16 protein-coding genes are annotated in these 22,892 nt (G+C 70.6%); 7 read left to right on the top strand and 9 right to left on the bottom strand.

Annotated elements, in window-relative coordinates:
- Nucleotides 1–15 precede the first annotated feature (15 nt).
- Genes proB through glpD form a run of 3 tightly spaced genes read left to right on the top strand, consistent with a single transcriptional unit; the run spans nt 16 to nt 4,096 of the window.
- Complete coding sequence (gene proB, locus ACJMK0_RS16175) at nt 16–1,176, top strand: glutamate 5-kinase (protein WP_405239844.1); 1,161 nt, start codon at nt 16–18, stop codon at nt 1,174–1,176.
- Entirely contained in the window at nt 1,173–2,477 is a 1,305-nt protein-coding gene (locus tag ACJMK0_RS16170) for a glutamate-5-semialdehyde dehydrogenase (RefSeq protein WP_405239842.1), read from the top strand. Before proB ends, ACJMK0_RS16170 begins: the two co-directional genes overlap by 4 nt.
- A complete protein-coding gene (gene glpD / locus ACJMK0_RS16165; protein WP_405239840.1) occupies nt 2,474–4,096 on the top strand; it encodes a glycerol-3-phosphate dehydrogenase in 1,623 nt (540 codons plus the stop codon). Before ACJMK0_RS16170 ends, glpD begins: the two co-directional genes overlap by 4 nt.
- 115 nt (nt 4,097–4,211) lie before the next feature.
- On the opposite strand, the gene aceK is transcribed toward glpD, so the two are convergent.
- From aceK to ACJMK0_RS16140, 5 genes are all read right to left on the bottom strand, one after another.
- Nucleotides 4,212–5,972, bottom strand: a complete 1,761-nt coding sequence (aceK, locus tag ACJMK0_RS16160; RefSeq protein ID WP_405239838.1) for a bifunctional isocitrate dehydrogenase kinase/phosphatase — start codon at nt 5,970–5,972, stop codon at nt 4,212–4,214.
- A 20-nt stretch (nt 5,973–5,992) separates the two neighbouring features.
- Entirely contained in the window at nt 5,993–7,291 is a 1,299-nt protein-coding gene (gene icd, locus ACJMK0_RS16155; protein ID WP_405239836.1) for an NADP-dependent isocitrate dehydrogenase, read from the bottom strand.
- A 108-nt stretch (nt 7,292–7,399) separates the two neighbouring features.
- Nucleotides 7,400–9,520, bottom strand: coding sequence for a TonB-dependent receptor (locus ACJMK0_RS16150; RefSeq protein WP_405239834.1), 2,121 nt, complete (start codon nt 9,518–9,520; stop codon nt 7,400–7,402).
- Nucleotides 9,520–9,774 carry a hypothetical protein gene (locus ACJMK0_RS16145; RefSeq protein WP_405239833.1) on the bottom strand — a complete coding sequence of 85 codons (255 nt, stop codon included), beginning with the start codon at nt 9,772–9,774 and terminating at the stop codon, nt 9,520–9,522. The genes ACJMK0_RS16150 and ACJMK0_RS16145 overlap by 1 nt, the downstream gene beginning before the upstream one ends.
- Before the next feature lie 63 nt (nt 9,775–9,837).
- Entirely contained in the window at nt 9,838–10,506 is a 669-nt protein-coding gene (locus tag ACJMK0_RS16140) for a serine/threonine protein kinase (protein WP_405239831.1), read from the bottom strand.
- A 120-nt stretch (nt 10,507–10,626) separates the two neighbouring features.
- Between ACJMK0_RS16140 and ACJMK0_RS16135 the strand changes: the two genes are divergently transcribed.
- On the top strand, nt 10,627–14,712 hold the full coding sequence (locus tag ACJMK0_RS16135) for an AAA-like domain-containing protein (protein ID WP_405239829.1): 4,086 nt from the start codon (nt 10,627–10,629) through the stop codon (nt 14,710–14,712).
- On the opposite strand, the gene ACJMK0_RS16130 is transcribed toward ACJMK0_RS16135, so the two are convergent.
- A complete protein-coding gene (locus tag ACJMK0_RS16130; RefSeq protein WP_405239828.1) occupies nt 14,657–16,546 on the bottom strand; it encodes an MFS transporter in 1,890 nt (629 codons plus the stop codon). The two genes, ACJMK0_RS16135 and ACJMK0_RS16130, sit on opposite strands and share 56 nt — an antisense overlap.
- A gap of 240 nt (nt 16,547–16,786) precedes the next feature.
- On the opposite strand from ACJMK0_RS16130, the gene ACJMK0_RS16125 reads away from it, so the two are divergent.
- Nucleotides 16,787–17,254: an EexN family lipoprotein gene (locus tag ACJMK0_RS16125; protein WP_405239826.1), complete on the top strand. Its 468-nt coding sequence runs from the start codon at nt 16,787–16,789 to the stop codon at nt 17,252–17,254.
- Nucleotides 17,255–17,345: 91 nt separating this feature from the next.
- Here the strand turns inward: ACJMK0_RS16125 and ACJMK0_RS16120 are convergent, their stop codons facing one another.
- From ACJMK0_RS16120 to ACJMK0_RS16110, 3 genes are all read right to left on the bottom strand, one after another.
- Nucleotides 17,346–18,200, bottom strand: a complete 855-nt coding sequence (locus tag ACJMK0_RS16120) for a lipid-binding SYLF domain-containing protein (protein ID WP_405239825.1) — start codon at nt 18,198–18,200, stop codon at nt 17,346–17,348.
- A 148-nt stretch (nt 18,201–18,348) separates the two neighbouring features.
- Nucleotides 18,349–20,286: a M48 family metallopeptidase gene (locus ACJMK0_RS16115; RefSeq protein WP_405239823.1), complete on the bottom strand. Its 1,938-nt coding sequence runs from the start codon at nt 20,284–20,286 to the stop codon at nt 18,349–18,351.
- A gap of 32 nt (nt 20,287–20,318) precedes the next feature.
- Nucleotides 20,319–20,912: a LemA family protein gene (locus ACJMK0_RS16110; protein WP_405239821.1), complete on the bottom strand. Its 594-nt coding sequence runs from the start codon at nt 20,910–20,912 to the stop codon at nt 20,319–20,321.
- On the opposite strand from ACJMK0_RS16110, the gene ACJMK0_RS16105 reads away from it, so the two are divergent.
- Complete coding sequence (locus ACJMK0_RS16105) at nt 20,911–21,948, top strand: FAD:protein FMN transferase (protein WP_405239819.1); 1,038 nt, start codon at nt 20,911–20,913, stop codon at nt 21,946–21,948. The genes ACJMK0_RS16110 and ACJMK0_RS16105 overlap by 2 nt on opposite strands.
- 392 nt (nt 21,949–22,340) lie before the next feature.
- Nucleotides 22,341–22,844, top strand: coding sequence for a TlpA family protein disulfide reductase (locus tag ACJMK0_RS16100; RefSeq protein ID WP_405223075.1), 504 nt, complete (start codon nt 22,341–22,343; stop codon nt 22,842–22,844).
- Nucleotides 22,845–22,892: the final 48 nt, after the last annotated feature.

Below are 22,892 nucleotides of genomic sequence, written 5' to 3'. Positions count from 1 at the left end.
GTCGGAGCCGAGGCCGTGAGTTCACGCGGCAGACCGGGGGACTACCGGCGGCTGGTGGTCAAGATCGGCTCGGCACTGCTGACCACGGAGGACGGCGCGCTGGACCGTGACTGGCTGGCGGCGCTGGCGGCCGACCTGGCCGCGCTCCGCGCCGAGGGACGCCAGGTGCTGGTCGTCTCCTCCGGCGCCGTGGCGCTCGGCAGCGCACCCCTCGGACTCGCGCGCCGCCGCTCCCGGCTGGAGGAGCAGCAGGCGGCGGCTGCGGTGGGCCAGGTGCGCCTCGCCCATGCCTGGCAGTCGGTGATGGCGGATCACGGCGTGACTGTCGCCCAGGTGCTGGTCACGCCGGACGACACCGAGGACCGGCGCCGTCATCTGAATGCCCGCGGCACGCTGGAGACGCTGCTGGAGCTCGGCGCGATGCCGGTCATCAACGAGAACGACACCGTGGCCACGGACGAGCTGCGCTACGGCGACAACGACCGCCTCGCGGCCCGGGTGGCGCAGATGATCAGCGCGGACGGCCTGCTGCTGCTTTCGGATATCGACGGCCTGTACACGGCCGATCCGGCCACGGATGCCGGTGCGGAACACATCCCGGAGGTCGAGCGTCTGACGCCGGAGATCGAGGCGATGGCCGGGCCGGTTTCTTCCCGCTGGGGTTCCGGCGGCATGCTCACCAAGCTCGCCGCGGCCCGTATCGCGCTGGCGGCGGGCTGCGACATGATCATCGCCGACGGCCGGGTGAGAGCCCCGATCGCGGCGCTGGCGGCGGGCGGGCGGTCCACCCTGTTCCGGGCGGGTGCCAGTCCGGTGGCGGCGCGCAAGCGCTGGATCGCCGGCAGCCTGGAAGTGCGCGGCCGGCTGCGGCTGGATGCCGGCGCGGTGGCCGCGCTGGCCCGGGGCGGCAGCTTGCTGCCGGTGGGCGTCACGGCGGTGGAGGGCGAGTTCGCCCGCGGCGATACCGTGGCGCTCGCCGACGCCGACGGCACGGAGATCGGCCGCGGTATGATCGCCTATGGCGCGGAGGACGCCCGCCGCATCCTCGGCAGGCGCTCGGCGGAGATCGATCGGATACTCGGTTTCGCCGGCCGCAGCGTGATGGTCCATCGGGACGATCTGGTGCTGTTTCCGGCGGCGGCGGACGACGGACGGAAAGACGAGGCGACGGCATGAGCGAACGCGCGCGCGCGAGTGCGGACGAAAGCGTACTGCAGGCGGAAGTGGACGTACTGATGGAAGAGATGGGGCGCGCCGCGCGCGACGCCGCCGGCGAGCTGGCCCGTTCCACGGGCGAGCAGCGCGAGCAGGCGCTCAGGGCCGCGGCCGCGCACCTGCGCGACTCGGCCGCCGACGTGCTGAGCGCGAACGGCAGGGACATGGCGCTGGCCCGGGAGAAGGGCCTGTCGGCGGCCATGCTGGATCGCCTCGCGCTGGACGAAGGCAGGGTCGAGGCCATGGCGGCCGGGCTGGAGGCCATTGCAGAGCTGCCGGATCCGGTCGGCCGGGTGATCGCCGAGTGGGACCGGCCGAACGGCCTCGTCATCCAGCGCGTGACCGTGCCCCTGGGTGTAATCGGGATCATCTACGAGAGCCGGCCGAATGTGACGGCGGATGCGGGCGGCCTGTGCCTCAGGTCCGGCAACGCCGTGATACTGCGCGGCGGCTCGGAGAGCTACCACTCGAGCCGGGCGATTCTCGCCAGCCTCACCGCCGGCCTGGCCGACGCCGGTCTGCCCGAGGCGGCCATCCAGATGGTGCCCACGCGGGACCGGGCCGCGGTCGGCGCGCTGCTGTCGGGGCTGGACGGCTGCGTGGACGTGGTCGTGCCCCGGGGCGGCCGGAGCCTGGTGGAGCGGGTGCAGCGGGATGCCCGGGTGCCCGTCATCGGTCATCTGGAGGGGCTGTGCCACGTCTACGTGGACGGGAGTGCCGATCCGGACAAGGCGGTGGCGGTCGTCGTCAATTCCAAGATGCGGCGCACGGGCATCTGCGGCGCGGCGGAGACGCTGCTGGTGGACCGCGCGGTGGCCGGTGCGCTGCTGCCGCGGATCGGCGCGGCGCTTGGCGAGGCGGGCTGCCGCCTGCGGGGCGATGCGGAGGCGTGCCGGATACTGGACGGCTGCGAGCCGGCGGACGAGGCGGACTGGCGCACCGAGTATCTCGACGCGGTGATCGCCATCCGCGTGGTGGACGCCGTGGAGGGAGCCATCGGGCACATCCGCCGCTACGGCTCGGGGCACACGGAATCCATCATCGCGGAAGCCCCGGCGCCGGTGGAGCGGTTCTTCCGCGAGCTCGACAGCGCCATCCTGCTGCATAACGCGTCCACCCAGTTCGCCGACGGCGGCGAGTTCGGCATGGGCGCGGAGATCGGCATCGCCACCGGGCGCATCCACGCGCGCGGGCCGGTCGGCGCCGAGCAGCTCACGAGCTACAAGTACCTGGTTCGCGGCGACGGGCAGACGCGGCCGTGAGCGAGGCCGCGGCCGGCGAGGGCGGGAGCGGGTCCCGCTACGATGTCGTCGTTATCGGCGGCGGCATCAACGGCGCGGGTATCGCGCGGGATGCGGCGGAGCGGGGGCTCGATGTGCTGCTGCTCGAGCAGGACGACTTCTCCGCGGGCACCACGGCCTGGTCCAGCCGGCTCATCCACGGCGGGCTGCGCTATCTGGAATACGCGGAGATCTCGCTGGTGTACGAGTCGCTGCACGAGCGGCGCCACCTGCTCGAGGCCGCGCCGCACCTGGTGCATCCGCTGAAGCTGGTGATCCCGGTCTATCGGGGCGCGCGGCGGGGCAAGGCGCTGATCCGCGCGGGCATGCTCGCCTATGATCTGCTCTCGCTCGGCAAGGAGCTGCCGGGGCACGACATGCTGAGCCGGCGGGAGCTGCTGGCCGAGGAGCCGGGGATACTGGCCGAGGGGCTGCGTGGGGCGGCCGCTTATTACGACGCCCAGGTGCCCTGGGCGGAGCGACTGGTGATCGAGAATCTGGTGGCGGCCGAGCGGGCCGGCGCCGAGCTCCGCAACTATTGCCGGGTGGAGGCGCTGTGCGACGGCTCGGGTACGATGGACGGGGTCGAGTATCGGGACCTCGCCACAGGCGAGCGGCACCGCGTGCATGCGCCGGTGGTCGTAAACGCGGGCGGTCCGTGGGTGGACCGGGTGCTGAAAGGCCTGCCCGCGCGGCTGCCGCGGCTGATGGGCGGCTCGAAGGGCAGCCACGTGGTGGTCTCGCCGTTCGAGGGCGCGCCGAAGAGCGCGTTCTATATCGAGGCGGAGGCCGACGGGCGGCCGATGTTCATCATCCCGTGGGCCGGGCTGTATTTGATCGGCACGACGGATATCCGGTATTCCGGTGATCCCGCCGACGCCCGGGCGAGCGCCGAGGAGGTGGACTACCTGCTGGCGGAGGCCAACCGGGTCTTCCCGCGGGCCGGCCTCCGGCGGCAATCGGTGCACTACACCTATTGTGGCGTGCGGCCGTTGCCCTGGGAGGAGGGGCCGGAGGGCGCGATCACGCGCAAGCACATCATCCGCGAGCATGACGACGTGGCGCGCGGGCTGCTGTCGATCATCGGCGGCAAACTGACCACTTACCGCCACTTGGCGGAGGAGGTCGTGGACCGCATCGGGCGGCTGCTGGAGCGGGATCTGCCGGGGTGTCCCACCGATGACGAGCCGCTGCCCGGTGGCGCGGAGTTCGAGGAGGCGCGGGAGCGGCTGGCTGCGGCCGGGATCGTCGCGGAGAAGACTGCCGGCCACCTGCTATCGGTCTACGGCAGCCGGGCCCTGGAGATCGCGGAGATGGCGGTCGCCGAGCCCGCGCTGGGTGAGATCGTCTGCGAGCGCACCGGCGCGATCGCGGCGGAGGTGGTCTTCAGCCTGGAGCAGGAACATGCCCGGACGCTGGACGATCTGCTGCAACGGCGCATGATGATCGGCCTGGGTCCGCAGCTGGGGCTGGACGTGCTGGACGCCGTGGCGTCGGTCGCTGGCGACCACCTGGGCTGGAGCGACGAAGAACGCAGTGCCGCGAAGTCCGCCTACCACCAACGCCTCGACCGCTTTCAGGTGCCGGACCGAACTTTTTAAACTTTTGAAACTTATTCCTCGTGGCAGTACAAAGGCGGCTGCCACCATTGCCCGCCGTCTTCCCGGCAAATAAGTTTCAAAAGTTTAAAAAGTTCGGTCCGGCACCTTATTCTTATTAGTGACGCAGGGCGTAGAGGCCCGGGCCGCGGTGGTCGGTCCAGCTTCGGGGGGAGTAGGGGACTACCTCGATGATTTCGCCCGCCTTCAGCCGCTTCTGCACGCCGATCCACCACTCCGCCTGCAGCAGTTCCGAGTGGTGCTCCATGAAGGCCTCCCGGTAGTCTGGCTTCAGTCCGAGGAACTCGATGAACTGCTCCGGGAACACGTCGTTCGGGCCCACGTAGAACCAGGCACCCGACTGCATCTCCTCCATGTCGTCCCGCGGTGTTGGCATGTTGCGGAAATTCGCCTCGGTGACCAGGCACAGCTCGTCGTAGTCGTAGAAGATCACCCGGCCGTGGCGGGTGACGCCGAAGTTCTTCAGCAGCAGGTCGCCGGCGAAGATATTGCTGAAGGCCAGATCCCGTATCGCCTGGCCGTAGTCGATGACCGCCCGCAGCGCGTCATCGGGCTCCGCCTCCTGCACATAGAGATTCAGCGGCGTCAGCCGGCGCTCGATGTAGGCGTGCTCCACGACCAGATCCTCACCCTCGATCCGACAGGTATCCGCGCAGCCGGTCAGCAGATCCTCCAGCAGCGACGGCTCGAAGCGGTGCTTGCCGAATTCCAGCTGGCGGAATTCCTGCGCGTCCACCAGCCGCCCGGCCCGGTCGTGCTTGAACACCAGCTGATACTTCTCCAGCACGTCCTTGCGCACCGTCGTCTTCGGAAACGCGAAGCGATCCTTGATTATCTTGAACACGATGTCGTAGGAGGGCAGCGTGAACACCTCCATCACCATGCCCTTGTCGCCCCGCGCCCGCACGAACAGGTCGTCCGACTGCTCGAGGTGGTGGAAGAAACTGCGGTAGCGCTCCGTCTTACCCTGCTTCGCCCGGCCCAGCACCGTGTAGATCTCGGCGATCGGCTTTTGCGGCAGCATGGACTTCAGCATGGCGACCGTCGCCCCCACCACCTCCAGGTCCACGTGGAAATAGCTGCGGGTGAAGCCGAACAGCATGCTGACGTCGTTCTCCGACAGGATCACCGCGTCCGCATAGATGCCCTCGTCCGTGTTCTTCAGCGCGATCACCAGCGGCGACCACCAGTCGTTGCCCTGGATGCGGCCGACGAGGTACGCCCGCGTGCCCTGGTAGAAGACGGGCTCCAGCAGTTCGATGCGGCGGATCCGCGCATCGGCCCCGTGCGACCCGCGGAAGGCGTCCACCTCCAGCGTGATGTAGTTGATGGTGCGCTCGCGGTCGCGGAACGGCACCGAGAAGCTGTAATCCGACAGCACCTCGTCGAAGACGAAGTCGAGCGCACCCCGGTTCTTGTAGACGCGGCGCTGGATACCGTCCAGCAGGTGCTCGGTCGGCTCGACGTCCAGCGCGATGAACTCCACGGCCGGGTCCACGCCGATGGTGGCGAAGATGCGCCGGGTGATGGAGCTGAAGAAGGTCTTGAAGAACTCCGAGTCCGGATACTCGAGGATCATCCGGGCATAGTGTTCCTTGATAGCCGCCCAGAGTTCCCGGTCCTGCCCCCGGTCGCCGAGACGCGCCTTGAGCTCGGCGACGGTGCCGTTGACGATCTTGTCGTAGAGGTCGATGCGCTCGGCCGCGTCCTGCTGGCCCGCGGCCCACTCCCGCCGCTCGAACCGCCCGCGGGCTCGCTGGGTGATCAGGCGGAATTCCCGGTTGTAATGGAGGAACGCCTCCACGATGTACTCCGCCGTATCGGCGGCCATCGTGGAGGCGTTGTCGTCGGCGCTCAAGATCGACGCGATCCGTCGGCTTACATGTTGCCGATCATCGCCGTGGCGAATTCGCTGCACTTCACCTCGGTGGCGCCTTCCTTGAGGCGGGCGAAGTCGTAGGTGACAGTCCTGGAGCCGATGGTCGCGTCCATGGCTGCGATGATCTTGTCGGCGGCTTCCTCCCAGCCGAGATGACGCAGCATCATCTCGCCGGAGAGGATCAGCGAGCCCGGATTCACCTTGTCCTGCCCCGCGTACTTCGGCGCGGTGCCGTGGGTGGCCTCGAACACGGCGTGGCCGGTCTCGTAGTTGATGTTGCCGCCGGGCGCGATGCCGATGCCGCCGACCTGGGCGGCCAGAGCGTCCGAGAGGTAGTCGCCGTTCAGGTTCATGGTGGCGATCACGTCGAACTCGGCCGGTCGCGTCAGCACCTGCTGCAGGGTGATGTCGGCGATCGCGTCCTTGATGAGGATGCGGCCCTCGGCCAGCGCCGCCTCCTGCTCCGCGTTGGCCGCGTCGCCACCTTTCTCGGCTTTGGTGCGGTCGTACTGATCCCAGGTGTAGGTCTGGTCGGCGAACTCGGTCTCCGCCAGCCGGTAGCCCCAGTTGCGGAAGGCGCCTTCCGTGAACTTCATGATGTTGCCCTTGTGCACGAAGGTCACGCTCTTGCGCTTGTTGTCGATGGCGTACTGGATGGCCGCCCGCACCAGCCGCTCGGTGCCCTCCCGGGAGATCGGCTTGATGCCGATGCCCGAGGTCTCGGGAAAGCGGATCTTGTTGTACTCGGCCGGGAAGTTCTCCTTGAAGATGCGCAGGAAGCGCGCGTTGTCGTCGGAGCCCTCCTGGAACTCGATGCCGGCGTAGATGTCCTCCGTGTTCTCGCGGAAGATCGCCATATCCACGTCGGCGGGGTTGCGCACCGGCGAGGGCACGCCCTTGAACCAGCGCACCGGCCGCAGGCAGACGTAGAGGTCGAGCAGCTGGCGCAGCGCCACGTTCAGGGAGCGGATACCGCCGCCGATGGGCGTGGTCAGCGGGCCCTTGATGGCGACCAGGTACTCCCGGCACGCCTCCACCGTGCTCTCCGGCAGCCAGCTGTTGTAGCGGTCGTTGGACTTCTGGCCGGCGAAGATCTCCATCCAGTGGATCTTGCGCTTGCCGTCGTACGCCTTCTCCACGGCCGCGTCGAAGACCCGCACGGCCGCGGCCCAGATGTCCGGACCGGTGCCGTCACCCTCGATGTAGGGGATGATGGGATTGTCCGGCACGCGCAGGTTGCCGTTGTCGTTGACGATCTTCTCGCCGCCCTGGGGCGGTGTCAGTGTTGGTTCGGACATGGTGTCTCCGTTCTGGATGTCGTTGTTCCGGCGGCGGCGCCCGGAGGCGGGCGCCGGCGTCGCGCGATGCCCGTATTATGAGGGATAGGCCGCGGCAGTCCCACCCCGCTAGCGGGCCGGCGCCAGCCGCCAGGCCAGCTCCACGTAAAGCTCCCGGCCGCGGCCCGGGAAATAGCGGTAATTGCCGAAGGCGAAGTCGGCGCGGTCAGCGTAGTCCCGGTCGGCGACGTTGTTCAGCCGGGCGCGCAGGCCGAGCCGGGGCGAGAGGTCGAGCTCGGCGCCCAGATCGAGCAGTTCGTGGCCCGGATAGCGGTGTTCGTTCTCGGCGTCCAGGTAATAGCTGCCCTGATGGCGCAGATCCGCGGTGAAGGCGTAGCCCGGCACCGGCTCCCAGCGCAGCTTCAGGTTGGCGAGCGTCTGCGGCGCCGTATCCACCAGGTTGCCGGAGACGAAGGTCTCGCCGCGATCGGCCACCAGGTCGAAGCGGTAGGTCTGGCGCGTCCAGGTGCCGTCCAGCGACAGGCTCAGCGTGTCGGCGAGCAACCAGTCGAAGTTCACCTCGACGCCGACGTGCCGGCTGGCGCCGCCGCTCACGTTGAAGCCCTCCGCGTCCCTGAGGACGCTGTCCTCCTTGTCCATCAGGAAGCCGACCAGCTCCAGCCGAACGGCCTCGCCCAGGCGGCGATAGCCGAGCTCGAGGCTGTCCACGCGTTCGCTGTCCAGGTCGGCCACTTCCTGGCCGTTCTGCAGGCGATAGAGCTCGGTGGCCTGGGGCGCGCGGAAGCCCCGGCGCAGGTTGGCGAACAGGGCCTGTGCCGCGTCCAGGCGGTAGTTGAAGCCGAGCTTCGGCGCGAGATTGGTGAAATCGTCGCTGCGATCGGCGGGACGGGTATAGAGGCAGCCGCCGAAGCCGCAGGGCGTGCCGTCGTCCCGGGTGTTGCCCGCGAGCATGCGGTTGTCGTAGTCGTAGCTGAGGTGCTCGAGGCGCAGGCCGAGCTCCAGCGTGAGCCGCTCGCCGATGGTCGGCGTCCAGTGCAAGAAGGGCGCAGCCGACCAGGCCGCCACCTCGTAGTCGTATTGCTTGCCCGGCGGCCGCGTCTCGACCAGGAAGGGCGGGCCGTCCTCCACCCGACCGTCCTGGGTCTGGCGCAGGTAGCCGTCGGACCACTCCATGTCGATGCCGGCGAGCAGCGGCAGGCTGGCGCCGGCGAAGTCGAGCACGCCGTTCAGGCCGGCGCTCACCTGGCCGTTCTCCTCCAGCGGTTGTCCCGGCAGGAAGTGCTGCAGGAACTCCATGTCGGAGCGGCGGGCGTAGGCGGTGAGGTCCAGCTCGACCGTGTCGCCCTTGAAGGCCGCCCAGCGGGCGCTGAGCCGCTGCGCGTCCGCGTTACGGAAGGCCTCCGGGTTGGGGTTGGTACGGTTGAGGTCCGGGTCCTCGTAGGCATCTTCGCCGAGGATATAGCCGGCCGTCTCCTGTTCCAGGTGGGTCGCGGCGAACGACCAGCGCATCTCGCGGCCGGCCAGCGGCGTCACCAGGTTCAGGTTCAGCTTGCCCTGTCCGTAGCCGGAATCCGCGCGGAAGCCGCCGTCTTGCTCACCGTGCAGCCGCAGCGCCCAGGGCGCCGCCTCGCCACCCGCCCAGCGCGCCGAGCCCCGCAGGTAGTCGTTCGGCCCCGCTTCCGCGCTGAAGCCGCGGCGTCGGTCGCTGCGCGGGTCCGGCGTGATGACGTTCACCAGTCCGTGCAGGGCGTTGGAGCCGTAGAAGGCGCTGCCGGGACCCCGCACCACCTCCACGGCGCTGGCCTGTTCCGTGTTCACCTCGAACAGCTGGTTGACGTTGCAGAAGCCGGTGGGACGCACGGGCAGGCCGTCCTCGAGGAACAGGAACGCGCCGCAGGAGCCGGCGCCGGTCAGGACGGGCGAGCGTATGGCAGTGAGATGCTCCTGACCGCTGCCGCGGCTGATCCACGTGCCCGGCATCTCCAGCATGAGTTCGTGCACGTGATGATGCCCCAGCGCCTCGATCGCCTCGCCCTCGATCCGCGCGGCGTTGCCGGTCGCCGTGATGAGCGGCTGGTCGCGCCGGGTGGCGGTGACCACGATCTCCTGGATCGGTTCCGCGGCCGTCGTCGTCTGCGCTGCCGCGGGCATCGCGGCGCCCGCCCACAGCGCGGCGGCCGGCAGGAGCGCCGGCGTGAGGCGGGCTCCGTGTCCGGCGCGGAGCGGCATCAGGTCTGCTTCCCCACCTTCTCGAAGATGAGGCTCACCTCGTCGCCGATGCGGTAGTAGCCGTGGCGGGTGCGCATGCGCTCCAGCGCCTCGTCTCGTTCGCGCTCGGTGGCGTACCAGTGGACCTTCTCCCAGTCCTCGTCGACCAGGTTGTTGAACGGGTCCGACGGCGGCAGCGTGACGCGGATGCCCCACGGGCGGTCCTGCCCGGCACGGTCCTTGTCGACGAGATTGTGGCGGTGGGCGTATTCCATGACGGCTCGCGGTTGGTCCGCAGCTGGGGCGGAGGCGGGATTATAACGGTTAGCCGGGCCGCGTCACTGCCGACCATCCGTTCGCGGCGGGCGGTCGCCGGCGCCTTCCCGGTCGGCCCAGCCCAGCCAGCGGCGGGTGACCAGCAGGTAGAGGCGCTTGCCGGAGGCCATCCAGATGCGCGAGGTCCAGGCCGGCGTGGCGAGGATGCGCCGCTCCCGGGCGGTCAGTGCCTCGGGCCGATAGGTGCGCTTGTGCTTCAGGAAGTGGCGCAGGTCTTCCCGTGCCAGCAGACGGAACAGCGGGCCGCGGCGGCGACTGACGGAGGCCAGCTGGAAGTCGACCAGCGCCGGCATGCCGTCGTCGTCCACCAGCCAGTTCGGCTCCTTGGCCAGGTCGTTGTGGGCGACGCCGGCACGGTGCAGTCGCCGGAGCAGCCGGAAGGCTTCACGGAAGTAGCGCGCGTCCTGCGGCCGGGCTTCGTGCATGGGGCGGCCGGCCAGCCACTCCCGGTCCAGGCCCCAGGAGCCTTCACGCAGTATCGCCGGCGTGCCCGGCACGGCCGCCAGCACGGCCAGTGCCCGTGCCTCGCGGCGCGCCAGCCGTCGCGCCAGCCAGCGCGACCACCAGGGCGCCGCGCCGACGTCGCGCCGGATGCAGTTGCGCCCGGCGTCGTCGCGCACCCGCAGGACGCGGCCGAACGTATCGCTCTTCAGTAATTCCGTGCTTTCCATGGCTCCGTGGTGCCCCGGGCCTCCGCCGGGATAGCGCCCGCGGCGGGATTTGGCCAGAATGGCCCGCTCGGGTCCGTCCGCCGGACGGACCGGTGGACGCATGATAACCGCCGGGGAGCCATGAGCCAGCCGGGCAAGAAAAAACAGGACGGTCGCCGGGACCCGGATGGCTTCTTCGTCGCCGGCGGGCCCGTGCAGCCGGGCCGGGGCTGTTACGTGCGCCGGGCGGCCGACCGCGAACTCGGACGGCTGGTGCGCGCCGGCGAATACGTCCAGGTCATGGCGCCGCGCCACATGGGCAAATCCAGCCTGATGGCCCGGCTCGCCGACGAGTTGCGCGGCGAGGGCCGCCACGTCGCGGTCGTCGACCTCACCCAGGTGGGCGCCCGGGAGCGGCCGGACGACCTGGGGCGCTGGTTCTACAGCTTCGCCTTCCGCCTGATCCGCCAGCTGCGTCTCAAGGTGGACCTGCAGGAGTGGTGGCAGGACAAGGCGGTGCTCACCAACCGGCAGCGGCTCACGGAGCTCTACTGGGATCTGATCCTGGAGAGCACGAGCGGGCCGGTGACCATCTTCATCGACGAGATGCAGTGCCTGGACAACTTCCCCGGCGTCGAACAGCTGCTGGCGAGCATCCGGGCGGCCCACAATGCCCGGGCCGCGGAGCCGGCGCTGGCCCGGCTCAATTTCGTCATGTTGGGCATGAGCGTGCCGGAAGGCTTCGACACGGATTCGGAATACTCGCCCTTCGCCGTCGCCCAGCCCGTGGTGCTGCGCGACTTCCGCCTGCATCAGCTGGACGTGTTCGGCCCCGCGCTCGGGCTGCCGCCGGCGCGGGCGAAGGAGGCGCTGGAGCGGATCCACTTCTGGACCAACGGTCAGCCCTATCTCACCCAGAAACTCGCCCGCGCGGTCGCCCGGGCGAAGATGCGCGAGGCCGACCTGGAGGACCCGGCGTTCGTCGTCGACGCGCTCGTCTACCGACTGTATCTGAACCCGTCGGCGCTGAGGAACGAACCCCATCTCAGCTACCTGCACCACGCGCTCACGGAGCCGCGCAAGGAGCACGACGAGATCCTTGCGGTGTACGGACGCGTGCGCAAGGGCGGCAAGGTCATCCTGGATCCGGAGTCGCCGGCGCAGCGGCGTCTCATCTCCCAGGGCCTGCTGGTGCCGACGAGGGGCGGCACGCTGGCCGTCCGCAGCCGGCTCTACCATCAGGTATTCACCGCGCGCTGGGCCAACGAGCAGCTGCCTTTCCGCTGGCGGCGCATCAGCGCGGTGGCGGCGGCGGTGCTGCTCACCATCCTGATCCCGATCTGGTACACCCAGTTCCTGCCGCGTCCGTGGACCGCCGTCCTGACCTCGGCCACCGCGACCCTGTCGGAGGCACGGCAGGCGTGGGAGACGCTCTCCCGGCTGCCGGGCCATGGGGCCAGCGCGGACCGCATGTTCCTCGACTACCTCACCCGCCTGAGCCGCGGCGCCACGGACGTCACCGCCGTGGAGGCGGCAGACGAGCTGCTGCGGACGCTGCCCGGCGCGGAGCCGGTGGCGGACCAGCTGGTGGCCGAATTCTGGGACCGCAGGGCGCTGGCGGCCGAGTTCCGCCACGAGCGCGACGCCGCCCTGCTGGCCAGGCTTCGCTCGCTGGTGGAGCCCACCGTGGAGCGGCGGCGGAGGGCGGCCGCGCTCATCGGCGCGGACTACGATCTGCTGGCGGCGACGCTGCGCGTGCCGCGCGGCTTCGATCAGGCGGTGCTCGACCGGGACGGGAGCCGGCTGATCGCCGTGCGCGGCAACAGCGTGCACGCCTGGCGCATCGACCGCCTGCCGCCGGTGGCCGAGCCCGCCTGGGATGCCACGGCGCTCGCGTTCCTGCCCGCGGTCAGCCGCCGCCAGGTGCCGGCCGAGGGCAGGGCCGGCGCCGATCTGGTGCTGGAGGCCCAGCTCGATCACGACCGCCCCTTCGACCTCAGCATCACGCTGACCGCGCCCTCGGGCCGGAGCGTGACCTTCCAGCCGGGTCTCGCCGGTGCGTCGCCGCTGCGCCATCGCTTCACGGCGGAAGTGGGCGGCGTGCTGGCGCCGCTGGCGGACGAGCCGCGGGGCGGCACCTGGACGCTGTCCGTCGCCGATCGGGTGCCCGGAGTCACCGGCGCGCTGGCGGGCTGGAGCCTCGATTTCGGCGACGTCCGGGCCGACGGATCGCCGGGCGGACCGCCGTTGCCGCTCGAGGACCCGATACCGGAGTCCGCATCGGCGCTGTTCCTCGGCCCCGCCGGGCGCTACGCCATCGCCGTGCCGCCGGCAGGGGATGCGGCCGCCCGGGTCTGGGATCTGGCCTCGCTCAGCCCCGTGTCCACGCTGCCGATCACCCGGGAAGACCGCATCATCGGCTTCGTCCTGGATCAGCGGGTCGTCTTGGTGCACGGCGCTGCGGGCATCGAGGCCTGGACGCTGTCCACCGGGGATCCGGTCGAGCTGCCGGGGGTGGGCCGCGAAGCGACGCTCAGCGCCCTGTCGTCGGACGGCGAGATGCTCGCCCTGGTGGGCGCCGGCCCCGAGCGGGCCGTCGAGGCTTTCGATCTCATCGAAGGCCGGCAGCTGGGTGCCACGGCGGCCGGCGTGGACCACAGTGCCATCGCGATCGCGCCCGGCGGGCGGATGGTGGCCGTCGCCGATCCGGACCGCGCCGTGCGCATCTGGCGTTTCGGTGACGAGCAGCCCGCCGCGGAGCTGGATCCGCCGGGCCAGCCCGTCGCGCTGAACTTCGACTCGCGGGGCGGCCGCCTGGCCGTGCAGCTCGCCGACGGCGGCCTGATGCTGTGGCGGGCGGGCGACGAGGGGGCGGGGCGTGTGCGCAGCTTCCCGGGGCCGGGCCCCTGGCGGGTGAGTTTCGACGAGACCGGCGACCGCCTCCTGGTGGGGTCGGCCGCCTCCGGCTTCCGGCTGCTGGGCGAGGATCTGGAGACCCTGGCCGGGCCCCTGCTGCGGGGCGGCTTCGCGACGGGCCAGCCGGTCTGGGCGGCGCACCGGGATGCGGACCGTCTCGCGCTGACGGGCAGCCCGGGCGAGGGCTGGATACGTGTGTGGCGCCTGCCGCCCCCGCCGTCGGCCGTCGGCCGCGGCGCGGCGGGTGCCGTGACGACCGTCGCGCTGTCTCCGGACGGCCAGACGATGGCCGTCGGTACCCGCGACGGCAGCCTCCGACTGCAGTCGGTCGGCGATGACCGGAGCAATGGCAATGGCCGCGAAGAGCGCGGCGACGAGGCCCGCGACGAAGGCGGTGCCGACGAGCGGGCGGCGGATCAGGTCGACTACTTCGGCCATGCCCGCGCGGTCTGCTGCGCGGCGTTCAGCCGTGACGGCCGCGTGCTGGCCAGTGCCGCCGTCGACGGGAGCCTGCGGGTATGGGATGCGGGGACGGGCGAACCGAGAGCGTTTCTCGCGCTGCAGCCGAGCGCCCATCCGGTCAGCGCGCTGGCGCTGACCGCCGACGGCGGGCGGGTCGCCGTCATCGCCGGGCCCTATCTGCGGATCTGGGATGCCCGGGATGGCACCCTGCTGTCGGAGCGCCAGCCGGGCGCCCGGATCACGGCAGTCGAGAGCCTGCCTGGGGGCGAGGGATTCCTGTTCGGCGACGCGTCGGGCAGCGTGTGGCGCCTGGCCGGCGACGATCGGCTGGAACGCCTGGCCGGCGTCGCCGGGCCGGTCTCGGCGCTGGCGTCCGGCCCGGACGGCGGCATCCTCGCCGTCGCCACCGCCGAGGGCGCGCTGCAACTCCTGGACATGGCCGATCGCCAGCTGAAGGGGGCGGCCGATCCGTTGCCCGGGCCGGCGGCCTCGCTGGCGTTCAGCGCCGACGGCGACCACCTCGTCGCCCGCAGCGGCCACTGGCTGCATCGTTACCGCCTGTCCGTATTCCAGCTGCTGCCGGAGTCGGCCCGGCTGCTGCCCGCCACCGTCGTGCGCGGCGGCATGAGCGTGGCGGGCGCCGACGGCGAGAAGGTGCGGGTGCTGGCCGGCTACGGCGCGCCGCGGCCGGCGGGTGTGGACTTCGGTGCGGCGGACGTGGCGCCGCTGCAGGGCGAGACGGCCGTGCTGGTGGAGCAGTGGCGGGACCGCCTGCGGGCGGGCACCGCCCTGGTCAGCGAGCCGCTCCCCGCAGGGCCCGAACGACCATCTCCAGCCCCTGGGCCGTGACCCGCCCGGGCGGCAGTGGCGCGGCCGCCTGCAGTTCGACCCGGGCCCTGAATCGACGGGGCCTCTTCAGCACCGCGCGTCCGCCCCGGCGGCTGAACCAGCTGTCCCAGAGACCCCGCAGCGCCATCGGCACGACCGGCACGGGCCGCCGGGCCAGGATGCGTTCGATGCCGGGGCGGAACTCCCCGATGCGGCCGTCCGGGGTCAGGGCGCCCTCCGGGAAGATGCAGATCAGGTGGCCGGCCGCCAGTTCGTCGTCGATGGTGCGGTAGGCGGCCTCGAGCAGGGCCTCGTCGTCCCGGCGCGAGGCGATGGGGATGGCGCGGGCGGCGCGGAACAGGTAGGAGAGCACCGGCACCGCGAAGATGCGATGGTGCATCACGAAGCGCACCGGACGCCGCACCAGTCCGCCGATGATCAGCGCATCCACGAAGCTGACGTGGTTGCAGGCGAGCACCGCCGGTCCGGTCTCCGGGATGTGTTCGAGCCCCCGGACCCGCACCCGGTACATCACGTGCACCAGCAGCCAGGCGCAGACGCGGAGCAGGAATTCCGGCAGGGTGACACAGAGATAGACGGCCACCAGGGCGTTTACCGCGGCGAGCACCAGAAACATCCCCGGCAGCGTCAGGCCGGCGGCCAGCGCGGCCAGGGCCAGCACGGCCGCGAGCACCATGAACAGGGCGTTGATGATGTTATTGGCGGCGATGACCCGGGAGCGATGCCGCTCGGCGCTGCGCTCCTGCATCAGCGCGTACAGAGGCACGCTGAACAGGCCGCCGAACGCGCCCAGCAGCAGGAAGTCGACGAACACGCGCAGGGTGCCTTCCCGGGCGAAGGTGGCGACGATGCCGGCCTGCTCCGCCGCCACCGCCGTCGGGTGTGCGAGGTACACGTCCAGTGCGCACACCGTGAGGCCCAGCGCGCCGATCGGCACCAGACCGAGCTCGATGCGGCGCCCGGACAGCCGCTCGCAGAGCAGGGCGCCGAGGGCGATGCCGACGGCGAAGGCCACCAGCAGGACGGTGGCGACGCCCGGGTCGCCGCGCAGGATCTCCGCGGCGTACACCGGCAGTTCCGAGAGGACGACGAAACCGAAGCTCCAGAACCAGGAGATGCCGAGGATGGCGAGCAGGACGCTGCGCTCCTCGCCCGCGAAACGCATGATACGCAGCGTTTCGGTCAACGGATTCCAGCGCAGCACCAGGTCCGGTTCCGGCGGCGGCGCCTCCGGTATGAAGCGTGAGGCGGCATAGCCGGCCACCGCGAAGACGAGCAGCAGCAGCGCGAGCAGCACCGACCCCGGGCCGCCGGCCGCGACGGCGAGCCCGCCGATCGCGAGTCCCAGGATGATGGCCAGATAGGTGCCGCCCTCCACCAGCGCATTGCCGCCGACGATCTCTTTCTCGGTGAGGGTCTGGGGCAGGATCGAGTACTTCACCGGACCGAACATCGTGGACTGCAGCCCCATCAGGAAAACAAGCGCCAGCAGGGCGCCGCCGTGGGCGGCGATGACGGCGAAGGCGGCGAGGAGCATCAGGGCGATCTCGGCGAGCTTCACCCGGCGCATGAGCAGCGCCTTGTCATACTTGTCGGCGAGCTGCCCGGCGAGGGCGGAGAACAGGAAGAACGGCAGGATGAACAGGGCGGCGCTCAGGTTGACCGCCAGCGACGGCGCCAGCCCCGCGATGCTGACGGCGTGGAAGGTGAGCAGGAAGATCAGCCCGTTGCGCAGTACGTTGTCGTTCAGCGCGCCGAGGAACTGGGTGACGAAGAACGGCAGGAACCGGCGTTCCCGCAGCAGACCGAACTGGCTTCGAGCAGACTCCGCCATGTTGCTCCCCGGCAAGGCCCCCTTGCCGCGGCGGCCGTCGTGGCGACGTCGGCCAATGGTAACCGACGCCATCGCTCGACGGTATCGTGTGGCGTTGGCGGATGAGGAGATCCGGTCATGGCCGGGGCGGGACCTGCGTCACGGGACCGGCCGGCCCTGCGTGCTAGTATTTTTCGCATTTCGTGCCGCCGGGCAGAGATCCGTAAACCAGTGAAACCGCCTGTCTCGCATATCTGCAGAGTGTTTTTTACCGTCGCCGCCCTGGCGGCGGCGGGCTGTGTGCCCGAGCCCCCGCCCCGGACCACGGCCGACTTCCTGGACGACCCGATCGCCCTCGAAGCGACGCTGGCCCGCTGCAACGCAGACCGTACCCGCACGCTGCGCGACCCGGAATGCCAGAATGCGAGGGAGGCCGCACACCGCATCTCGGTGGAAGAAGAGCAGGAGCGGCTGCGCAAACTGGAGGCCCAGTCCCAGCGCAAGCTCGACGAGCTGCGGGCGCTGCAGCGCGCGGCCGACGAGGCTCGCGAGCGTGCCGAGGAAGCCGAGCGCCGTGCCGAGGAGGCGGAGCTGATGCGGCAGCTGATCGAGGGCGGCGCCACCGCGCCGGCGGGTGAGGCCGCGGCCGGGGAGCCCGGCGGGACGCCGGCAGGCGAGTCCCCTGGCGACGACCCCGGCGCCGGGGATACCCGGTCCGGAGAGGGCTGAGCGGAACGCGGATACGGTGCCGCCCGGTCGGCGCGTCTCCCTCGTTGCTGATCCTGGATGAACCTGCCGGCGGCGCTGCCGCCGGTCGGCTTTATTCGTCGGGCTCGACGGGTTCGAAGGTCTCCGGCTCTTCCTCGGGCGGCGGCGGCTCGCCGGCCCCGTCGCCGATGCCATAGGTGCGCACTTCGGGTTCCGGCCCTTCCCGCGCCGGTGCCGGTCCGCCGTCACCGCCCGCGTTCTGCGCCGGCGGCGGCAGCGCCGTGCCGTCCTCGGGCGTCAGGCGGGTGAGGGTGGCGACGAAGCGCCGCGCCTGCACGGGGGCGGTGACGCCGTCGGCCGAGAAGATCGACTCCGCACTGACGCCGGGCGTCGCGTAGAAGGCAGCGTTGGCGGACTGGTCGATGCCGAGCGCGGCGCCGTCGACGGCCACGCCGAGGAACAGCCCGCGGGTGCGCGAGTAGGAATACACCTCCGAGCGGAGGCGAATGTCGGTGCTGGCGGAGGTGTAGCGGCCCACCGGCCCGGCGGCCACCGAGGCATCGGCACCCAGGGTCAGCTTGCCGTTGGTGATGCCCTCGACACCGCGGCGGTTCTTGAAGACCAGGATCAGGTCCGAGGACTGCGCGCCCGCCTGCCAGCCGACGCTGCCGCCGGTGACGGTGATGAAACTCGGCTGACTCCACTGGCCGTCGGGCTGGCGCACCACCAGGACGCCCTTGCCCCAGCGGGCGCCGACCACGAGGCCCACCTTCAGCACGTCCGGGATGACGGCCACGCCGTAGGCGCTGCCGAGCAATGCCGGCGGTATGCCGTCCTCGGGGATGGCGGCCAGCTGTTCCAGGACTTCGGTCGCGTTGATGAGGCGTTGTTCTTCCGGCGTCTCGGCCCGGGCGGCACCGGCCAGCAGGACGGCCGCGCACACCCAGGCGGTCATCAGGATTCTCATTGGTTCGCTCGCTCTCTGATTCGCTGTTCGGGTATTTCGGCGGCGGCCTCCCGCAGGCGGCCGCCGCCCCGGTACGAAGTGATTATCGAAGTGGCAACAGGATGCGAATGATACGCGATTTCGCCGGGCGGCGATCCGCGATCCGGCCTCAGTGCTCCGCCACCTCCGCGGCCAGCGGCGGCAGGGGGCAGTCCAGCATGGCGCACACGGCGCGGAGGAGTTCCGCTTCGGCCAGGGTGGTGCGCCGGTCGTGCCGGATCACGGCGATCAGCGCCACCACCACGCGGCGCCGGGCGCGGCCGGAGAGGTGGCGCAGAATCTGCAGCGAGGCGTCCAGTTCCCGCTGCCACTCGGCAAGGGGTCGATAGGGCGGCCAGTCGCCGTCCAGCGTGGCGATGCCGGCCTCGTAGGCGCGCCGGCTCGACTCCTCGCTGCGTGCGCCGTGCGCCGCCACCGTGGCGAGCAGCCGCTGCACCGCGGCGCGCGCGTTGCGGCGGCCGATGTCCGTACCGTCCCGCCGTGCCTCCGCGCGGGGCGCCAGCGCCTCGGACAGGTGTCCCCGCAGCGTCCGGGTGAAACAGTATTCGTAGAAATCGAGCGCGCCGTCGAGTGTGGTGAGTTCCTCGCCGAGATCGACCAGGAAGGCGAGCTGAGCCTGCGGCCGGTCCTTCAGGGCCGGGAAGGCGAGTTCGAGCAGGGGCAGGCGGTAGAGGGGACCCAGGGCGGCGCAGTCCTCGTGCAGCCTTTCCACGCGCCGGGTTCGGGCCTCGCCGATACGGCTCTGCAGCAGTGCGAGCTGGCGTTGTCTCGCTGCCGGTTCGGCGTGCAGGACCAGTGCCAGTGCGAGCAGCACGGCGCCGTCGCGGGAGTGTGCCGCATGGTGCACCTCTTCCGGAATCGTGCGCCGCAGGCGGCCGGCGAACGCCACCTGCTCGTCACCCGGATTGCCGATGCTCGCGGTGATGCGCTCGGCATCCAGGGGTATTTCGGCGCCGCCCGCCGCACCCGCCGCGAGACCGGCTACCCGGCCCTCTTCGTCCGCGGCTCCTGCGCCCGCTGCGATATCGGCCAGGCTGTCCGGGTCGAAGGAGGGATCGAGGGCGAGGATGCGCTTCTCGAGCGGCGGATGGGTGGCCATCAGACGGGTGAACGACCGGCCGCCGAAGGCGAACAGCATGTGGCTCACCTCCTCGGGGTCGGCGGCGCGGAAACGCGAACCGGCGCTCGCGGCCGCGATCTTCTTCAGCGCGCCGGCGATGCCCTGCGTCTGGCGGGTGAACTGCACTGCCGAGGCATCCGCCAGATACTCCCGCTGCCGGGAGACGCCCGCCTTGATGAGGCGGGCGAACAGCACGCCGATGGAACCGATGAGGAACAGCCCCACGCCGATGACGAGCACGACCGGCGCACCGCCCCGCCCGGAGCGGCTGCCGAGGCGCACGTGGCGGGTGCCGCGCAGCACCATGCGGCCGGCCAGCGCGATGGCGAGGATGCCGAACAGCAGCCCCATGAGGCGGATATTCAGACGCATGTCGCCGTTCATGATATGGCTGAATTCGTGGGCGACCACGCCCTGCAGCTCGTCCCGGTCCAGCGTCTCGAGCGTCCCGCGGGTGACGGCGATCGCCGCATCGCCCGGGTTGAAGCCGGCGGCGAAGGCGTTGATGCCCGGCTCCTCCTCGAGGACGTAGATTTCCGGCACCGGCACACCGGAGGCAATCGCCATCTCCTCGACGACGTTGCGCAGACGCAGCCGCAGCGGGTCCTGCACGTCGGTGGGCACCGGTGTCGCGCCGAGTTCGCGCGCCACCTGGCCGCCGCCGTCGGAGAGCCGTGCCGTGCGGTACAGGCTGGCCAGCCCGATCACGCCGCCCGTGGCCAGCGCGACCGTGCCGAGCAGGCCGGCGTTCGCGGACAGCCGGCCGCCATGGATCAGGCCGGCCGCGCCTTCGGGTTGCATCAGCGCGAGCGCCGCCGCCACGATCAGGGTCACCGCCGCGATGATGGCGGCGGTGGCGAGCAGGAAGACGGCCACGAGCCAGCGGCTGGTGCGCCGGCTGCGGTCCTGGGCCTCGAAGAAATTCACGGCGGCTACTCAGCGGGCTGCGCCGCTCCCGCTCATCCGGTGAACGAGACCTCCGGCACCGTGCGCTTCTCCTCGGACTCGATGTCCAGGAAGGAAGCCGCCTCGAAACGGAACATGCCGGCGACGATGTTGTTCGGGAAGTTCTCGCGGGTGTTGTTGTAGGTGAGCACCGCGTCGTTGAACGCCTGGCGGGCGAAGGCCACCTTGTTTTCGGTGCTGGCGAGTTCTTCCTGGAAGCGCAGCATGTTCTCGTTGGCCTTCAGGTCCGGATAGGCTTCGGCCAGGGCGAACAGGCGCCCGAGCGCGCCGCCCAGCGTCGCCTCGGCGGCCGCCAGTTGCTTGATGGCGTCGGCGTTGGCCGGGTCGGCCTTCGCCGCCGTCAGCCCGGAGGCGGCGGCATTGCGGGCACTGATGACGGCCTCGAGGGTCTCACGCTCGTGTTTCATGTAACCTTTTACCGACTCGACGAGGTTCGGTATCAGGTCGTAACGGCGCGTGAGCTGGACGTCGATCTGGGCGAAGGCGTTCTTCACCCGGTTACGCGAGTTGACGAGCCGGTTGTAGATGCCGATGCCGAAGACGGCGACAACGACGATCAGGCCGAGGAATATGAGGAATCCAGACATGGACGGGCTCTCCGCAACAGTCCCGGGGTCCGAGCATACCCATCGCGGCACGGCAGGACCAGCGCTTTGGTGCCTGCTGGCCTGCCTCGCCTTCGCCCAGCCGGCCGCGGCGGCCTGGCTGGACCGCAGCGAGGCGATGATGGGCACGCGCGTCAGTGTCCGGCTCTGGTACGAGGAGGGCGAGGCGTCCCGGCAGGCCGCCGCCGCGGCGGTGGATGCGGCGATCGCCGAGATCGACCGCATCGAGCAGCTCATGAGCACCTATATCGACGAGAGCCGCATCTCCGGGATCAACCGCGATGCGGCGGAGCGACCGGTGCCGGCGGGCGAGGAACTCTACGGCCTGGTCGAGACGGCCCTGCGCGTGTCGCGCCTGACCGACGGCGCCTTCGACATTACCTACGACAGCGTCGGCCAGCACTACGACTACCGCGCGGGGAGGAGGCCCGACGCCGGCACCATCGAGCAGGAGATCGGGCGCCTGGATTATCGCCTGGTCACGCTGGTGCCGGAGGATCATGCCATCCGCTTCCAGCGGGAGGGCGTGCGCATCAACCTGGGCGGCATCGCGAAGGGCTACGCCGTGGAGCGCGCCGTCGCCGTGCTGGCCGAGGCGGGTTACCGCCATGCCATCGTTTCGGCGGGCGGCGACTCCCGCCTGCTCGGCGACCGGGGCGGGGAACCCTGGGTGGTGGGCGTGCGCGATCCCCGCTCCGAGGAGGGCGTGGCCGTGCGCCTGCCGCTGGTGGACGAGGCCATCTCCACGTCCGGCGACTACGAGCGCTACTTCGAGGAGGACGGCGTCCGTTACCACCACATCCTGTCGCCCGCCACCGGCGAGCCGGCCCGTGGCGTCTACAGCGCGACCGTGGTGGGTCCGGACGGCGTACTGACCGACGCCCTGTCCACGTCGGTATTCGTGCTCGGGGTCGAGCGCGGCCTGGCTCTCATCGAGGAGCTGCCCGGCTACGAGGCCATCGTGATCGATGCCGGCGGGCGCATGCATTACACGGCGGGACTGGCCCCGCCGGGGTGACACGGGCGTCGCCTTTCGGCGACAGCAAAAATCGCTGAATTTCAGTGCATTACCGGGCAGCCGCCCGGGCCTGTCCGCTGTTGCCGACACCGGCGCCTCCCGCCCGGCGCCACCCCGCTGCTAAGTCCCTGATAAACCGCGCCCCGCCGCGGCTGGCACGCCATTTGCTACAGATCGGTGCGGCGGCCGTCGCTGCCCGTCACACCCGTGCCCGTCGACCGGCCCGAGCCAGGCCTGACGGTACTGTGACAGGCATCACGGCCGTTTACGTGCAAGCGCTGCGACCATTATGTCCGGTCGCCGACGGGCCCGTCGCCCGTGTGATTCGTGCGGGCCTGCCGCCCGTGTAATCCGTACGGGTCGTCGCCCGTGCAACCAGTGAGGAGTCCGTGATGGAGATAAGGAGATCTTTGGCTGCCCTGCTGCTCGTGGCGTTCGCCGCGACACCGGCACTGGCCAGCAAGGGCGCGCTCGACGGCCAGCAGGCGCCCGACTTCGCCCTGACGAGCCTGGACGGCGAGAACCTGCGCCTCTCCGAGTACCGGGGCGAGGTCGTCATGATCAACTTCTGGGCCACCTGGTGCGGACCGTGCCGCCAGGAGATGCCGCTGCTCGACGAACTCTACGACCGCTACGAGCGGGTGGGTTTCCAGCTGCTCGGCGTGAATATCGACGACGACCCGCGCCGTGCCATGGAGATGGCCGAGGAACTCGGCATCAGCTTCCCGGTGCTGTTCGATGACCGCAAGGAAGTGAGCGAGCTGTACCGGGTGGAGGCGATGCCGGTCACCGTGATCCTCGATCGCGAAGGCGTGGTCCGCTACACGCACTACGGCTACAAGCCCGGCTACGAAGAGTATTACCTGGACCAGGTCCGCACGCTGCTGCGCGAATGACGGCGCACGGAACCGGTCGCGAACAGGCGCCGCGGCGCCCGGAGACAG

The organism is Lentisalinibacter orientalis (assembly GCF_040706535.1).
In the GTDB taxonomy this organism is placed as follows: Bacteria; Pseudomonadota; Gammaproteobacteria; order Steroidobacterales; family Woeseiaceae; genus Lentisalinibacter; species Lentisalinibacter orientalis.
The sequence above is the reverse complement of the archived record's forward strand: the minus strand, read 5'-3'. Positions and strand labels throughout refer to the sequence as shown.

Coding starts and splice junctions, on each gene's coding strand:
- ACJMK0_RS16100 (WP_405223075.1), top strand. CDS start 22,341: ATGGAGATAAGGAGATCTTTGGCTGCCCTGCTGCTCGTGGCGTTCGCC.
- ACJMK0_RS16140 (WP_405239831.1), bottom strand. CDS start 10,506: ATGGAAAGCACGGAATTACTGAAGAGCGATACGTTCGGCCGCGTCCTG.
- icd (WP_405239836.1), bottom strand. CDS start 7,291: ATGTCCGAACCAACACTGACACCGCCCCAGGGCGGCGAGAAGATCGTC.
- ACJMK0_RS16130 (WP_405239828.1), bottom strand. CDS start 16,546: ATGGCGGAGTCTGCTCGAAGCCAGTTCGGTCTGCTGCGGGAACGCCGG.
- ACJMK0_RS16170 (WP_405239842.1), top strand. CDS start 1,173: ATGAGCGAACGCGCGCGCGCGAGTGCGGACGAAAGCGTACTGCAGGCG.
- ACJMK0_RS16150 (WP_405239834.1), bottom strand. CDS start 9,520: ATGCCGCTCCGCGCCGGACACGGAGCCCGCCTCACGCCGGCGCTCCTG.
- ACJMK0_RS16105 (WP_405239819.1), top strand. CDS start 20,911: ATGGACGGGCTCTCCGCAACAGTCCCGGGGTCCGAGCATACCCATCGC.
- ACJMK0_RS16120 (WP_405239825.1), bottom strand. CDS start 18,200: ATGAGAATCCTGATGACCGCCTGGGTGTGCGCGGCCGTCCTGCTGGCC.
- ACJMK0_RS16110 (WP_405239821.1), bottom strand. CDS start 20,912: ATGTCTGGATTCCTCATATTCCTCGGCCTGATCGTCGTTGTCGCCGTC.
- ACJMK0_RS16145 (WP_405239833.1), bottom strand. CDS start 9,774: ATGGAATACGCCCACCGCCACAATCTCGTCGACAAGGACCGTGCCGGG.
- ACJMK0_RS16135 (WP_405239829.1), top strand. CDS start 10,627: ATGAGCCAGCCGGGCAAGAAAAAACAGGACGGTCGCCGGGACCCGGAT.